Below are 4,504 nucleotides of genomic sequence, written 5' to 3'. Positions count from 1 at the left end.
AGCCACACGATCAGCTTTACTTTGAAGTTTGTTCAAAGCACTTAAATAAGCCTTCGCAGACGCCACCACGATGTCGGGGTCAGCGCCCACACCGTTCACGACGCGTCCGCTATTTTGCAAACGCACCGTCACTTCCCCCTGGCTTTCTGTGGATCCGCTGATGGCGTTCACAGAATACAGCACCATTTCTGCACCGCTCCTGACGTGTGATTCGATCGCTTTGAGGGAGGCGTCAACGGGGCCGTTGCCGTCTGATTCGCTGGTGATTTCTTTGCCCTCTACCGTGAACACAACGCGTGCCTGGGGCCGCTCGCCGGTTTCGCTGTGCTGGGACAGCGACACGAAACCGTACTGTTCATTGTCATGAGCGACGCTTTCATCACTCACCAAGGCAAGGATATCCTCGTCAAAAATTTCACTCTTCCTGTCTGCAAGGTCCTTGAACCTGGTGAATGCATGGTTAATGTCCGCTTCGCTTTCCATCGAAACGCCAAGCTCCTGCAACCGTTGCTTGAACGCGTTGCGGCCACTCAATTTCCCCAGCACGATCTTGTTGGCGGTCCAGCCTACGTCTTCAGCCCGCATGATCTCGTAGGTGTCACGCGCCTTGAGCACGCCGTCCTGGTGGATACCTGAAGCGTGGGCAAAAGCGTTTGCCCCTACCACCGCCTTGTTGGGCTGCACCACGAAGCCGGTGGTCTGGCTCACCATGCGGCTGGTAGCCAGAATGTGCCTGGTGTCGATGCCGACGTCGAGGCCGAAGTAATCCTTGCGCGTCTTGACGGCCATCACGACTTCTTCAAGCGAGCAGTTGCCCGCACGTTCACCCAAACCGTTGATGGTGCATTCCACCTGACGTGCGCCGCCAATCTTGACGCCCGCCAGTGAATTGGCGACGGCCATGCCGAGGTCGTTGTGGCAATGCACGGACCAGATGGCTTTGTCGCTGTTGGGAATACGCTCGCGCAGGTTCTTGATGAAATTGCCGTAGAGTTCGGGAATGGCGTAACCCACCGTGTCTGGTACGTTGATGGTGGTCGCCCCTTCGTTGATCACGGCTTCAAGCACCCGGCACAAAAAGTCCGGGTCAGAACGGTAACCGTCTTCGGGACTGAACTCGATGTCGCCCATGAGGTTGCGCGCGAAACGCACCGAGAGTCTGGCTTGCTCAAACACCTGGTCAGGCGTCATGCGCAACTTCTTTTCCATATGCAAGGCACTGGTGGCCAAAAACAGGTGCATGCGGCCTGAATTGGCCGGTTTGAGCGCTTCGGCCGCACGGGAAATATCGCGGTCGTTGGCGCGGGCCAGCGAGCAGATGGTGGAATCCTTGATAACCTCTGCAATCGCTTTGACGCACTCGAAATCGCCATTGGAACTCGCTGCAAAGCCGGCCTCAATCACATCGACTTTCAGGCGTTCAAGCTGGCGGGCAATGCGCAGCTTTTCGTCGCGGGTCATGGAAGCGCCAGGGGACTGCTCGCCATCGCGCAAGGTGGTGTCAAAAATAATGAGTTTCTCAGTCATCGCACGTTTTCCTTAGGTTTTCAACTTGATGCCTCAAGCTACAACGGCAGCAAAAATCGGTTTTACGATCTGCTCCAAGCTGGCAGCCTGTTTCAACTTGATCAAAGTTTCCGTATTTAAAAAATCCAGCAACCCAAAAAAAACGGCCCGTTGCTGGTGCAAACGGGCCGTTGAATCAGGTGTACGCGTACGCTACCGTCTCCGCCCGTTGGCAGTTAGCAGTAGTGCTAGCGAAATCTTTTTCATTTGCCGAATTTACCACAATTTATTCATGGAGCCCGCGCTCATCGGGCTCATCCGTCGAGGTTGAAATGACGCTGGTCTGCTGACCTTTGACTTTGCGCCAGCCATACAGTACGTAACCAGACAAGCCATACAGTACAAACAAAGAAAATATCACAGTTGGAGGATCAATGTTGATGGCCGCGATTCCGAGCGCAATCAGGACAATGACCACAAAGGGCACACTGCGCTTCATCTGCACATCCTTAAAGCTGTAAAAAGGCACATTGGTGACCATCGTCAGACCGGCGTACAGCATCAGTCCAAACGTCGGCCAGCGAACGTCCTGCCCGCTGATACCCGCTTCGGTCATCAACCAGATAAAACCGGCCACCAGAGCCGCTGCAGCCGGCGAAGGCAAGCCCTGAAAAAAGCGCTTGTCAACCACCGCAGTATTGACATTGAAGCGCGCCAGGCGCAGCGCGGCGCAGGCGCAATAGACAAACGCGCCGATCCAGCCCCAGCGCCCCAGGCTGGTCAGGGCCCAGACGTACGCAATCAGTGCGGGGGCGGCCCCGAAAGACACCATGTCCGACAGAGAGTCCATCTGCTCGCCAAAGGCACTCTGCGTATTGGTCATGCGAGCGATCCGGCCATCCAGGCTGTCGAGCACCATGGCTGCAAATACACCGATGGCGGCCTGGTCAAACCGCCCGTTCATGGCCATGACGATGGCGTAAAAGCCGCCAAACAGGGCGGCCAGCGTAAATAAATTGGGCAGTATGTAAATGCCCTTGCGACGCTTGCGTGGCACGACCCCTTCGGTCATTTGGACGGATTCCTCGCCATCATGCATAAAAAACACTCCTTAAGCACGACTTTTGCGCGCAACCAGCTATTAAATTAATAGCAAATTTAAATCTCGAACCACCGGTACGAAACCTGGCGCCGCGCAAGAAAGCGCCCATTGATCCTACCAGTCCGTAAATACCAAGTCAGCAGTCTATAAGTTTGCATCCGCCATTGAAAAAGCCGCGCAAGACCTGCGCGGCTTCTTGCAGGAAAAAACCTGATTAAATCCGAAATCAGTTACGCGTCTGATCGACGAGCTTGTTTTTTGCGATCCAGGGCATCATGGCACGGAGTTTTCCGCCCACTTGCTCAATCTGGTGCTCGGCGTTCAAACGGCGGCGGCTGATCAAGGTAGGCGCGCCAGCGATGTTCTCGAGCAGGAAGCTCTTGGCGTATTCGCCGGTCTGGATGTCTTTCAGCACAGCGCGCATGGCGTTCTTGGTGTCTTCGGTCACGATGCGGGGACCGGTCACATACTCGCCATACTCGGCATTGTTCGAGATGGAGTAGTTCATGTTGGCAATGCCGCCTTCGTAGATCAGGTCCACGATCAGCTTGAGCTCGTGCAGGCATTCGAAGTAGGCCATTTCCGGCGCGTAACCGGCTTCCACCAGCGTTTCGAAACCGGCCTTGATGAGCTCGACAGCACCACCGCACAGCACGGCCTGCTCGCCGAACAAGTCGGTTTCGGTTTCTTCGCGGAAGTTGGTTTCAATGATGCCAGCCTTGCCGCCGCCATTGGCCATGGCATAGCTCAGGGCCAGGTCACGGGCTTTGCCGGACTTATCCTGATGCACAGCGACCAAGTGAGGCACGCCGCCGCCTTGCGTGTAGGTGTTGCGCACGGTGTGGCCCGGGGCTTTCGGCGCGACCATCCAGACGTCAAGGTCAGCACGCGGAATCACGCAGCCGTAATGCACATTGAAACCATGCGCAAACACCAGCGATGCACCCTGCTTGATGTGGGGAGCGATATCGTTTTTGTAAACAGCGCCAATTTGCTCGTCTGGCAACAAAACCATCACCACATCAGCAGCTTTGACCGCATCAGCCACTTCGGCCACCTGCAAGCCGGCTTTTTCAACTTTGGGCCATGAGGCACCGCCTTTACGCAGACCGACGACAACTTTCACGCCGCTCTCGTTCAAATTCTGGGCATGTGCGTGGCCTTGGCTACCGTAGCCAATGATGGCTACCGTCTTACCCTTGATCAAGCTCAAATCGCAATCTTTGTCGTAAAAAACTTTCATCACTCGCTCCTAAATAATCACAAATAAATCAAAAAATTAACCAAATCGGGTTTGGGCGCCGCAAGCGAGGCCCTCACGCCAGTACTGGCAAGTTCAAACTCTCAGAATTCGTTCGCCACGGCCAATGCCGCTTGAACCGGTTCGCACCGTTTCCAGGATTGCGCTGCGGTCGAGAGCCTCGAGAAACGCATCGTTTTTGGATTGGTCGCCCGTCAGCTCAATCGTGTAACTTTTTTCAGTCACATCGATAATCCGCCCACGAAATATATCAGCCATGCGCTTCATTTCTTCGCGCTCCTTGCCGACCGCGCGCACCTTGACCATCATGAGCTCGCGCTCGGTGTAGGAGCCTTCAGTCAGGTCAACCACCTTGACCACTTCAATCAGGCGGTTCAGGTGTTTGGTGATCTGCTCGATCACGTCATCCGAACCCGAGGTCTGGATTGTCATACGGGACAGCGTCGGGTCTTCCGTCGGCGCGACGGTCAGGCTTTCAATGTTGTAGCCGCGGGCCGAAAAAAGGCCGACGACACGGGAAAGAGCGCCCGGCTCGTTTTCCAGCAAAACTGCAATGATGTGTTTCATAAGAAGATTCCTCTTTTCGCTGCCCTCCTCCGCGCACGGTAATGCGCAGACTCGGCAGTCAATAGATT

At 55.3% G+C, this 4,504-nt stretch carries 4 protein-coding genes; all 4 read right to left on the bottom strand.

The annotated features are described in order from the left end of the window. On the bottom strand, window positions 1–1,527 hold a 1,527-nt coding region (locus Q8K05_RS03320), incomplete at its 3' end, for a 2-isopropylmalate synthase (protein WP_305245104.1). A gap of 265 nt (window positions 1,528–1,792) precedes the next feature. Further along, complete coding sequence (pssA, locus tag Q8K05_RS03315) at window positions 1,793–2,605, bottom strand: CDP-diacylglycerol--serine O-phosphatidyltransferase (RefSeq protein WP_305245103.1); 813 nt, start codon at window positions 2,603–2,605, stop codon at window positions 1,793–1,795. 229 nt (window positions 2,606–2,834) lie between these two features. Further along, window positions 2,835–3,851, bottom strand: a complete 1,017-nt coding sequence (gene ilvC, locus Q8K05_RS03310) for a ketol-acid reductoisomerase (RefSeq protein WP_305245102.1) — start codon at window positions 3,849–3,851, stop codon at window positions 2,835–2,837. 93 nt (window positions 3,852–3,944) lie between these two features. Continuing rightward, window positions 3,945–4,436 (bottom strand): acetolactate synthase small subunit, encoded by a 492-nt coding sequence (gene ilvN, locus Q8K05_RS03305; protein ID WP_293465108.1) that lies wholly within the window; start codon window positions 4,434–4,436, stop codon window positions 3,945–3,947. Window positions 4,437–4,504: the final 68 nt, after the last annotated feature.

Source organism: Polaromonas sp., assembly GCF_030682935.1.
In the GTDB taxonomy this organism is placed as follows: Bacteria; Pseudomonadota; Gammaproteobacteria; order Burkholderiales; family Burkholderiaceae_C; genus Polaromonas.
The sequence above is the reverse complement of the archived record's forward strand: the minus strand, read 5'-3'. Positions and strand labels throughout refer to the sequence as shown.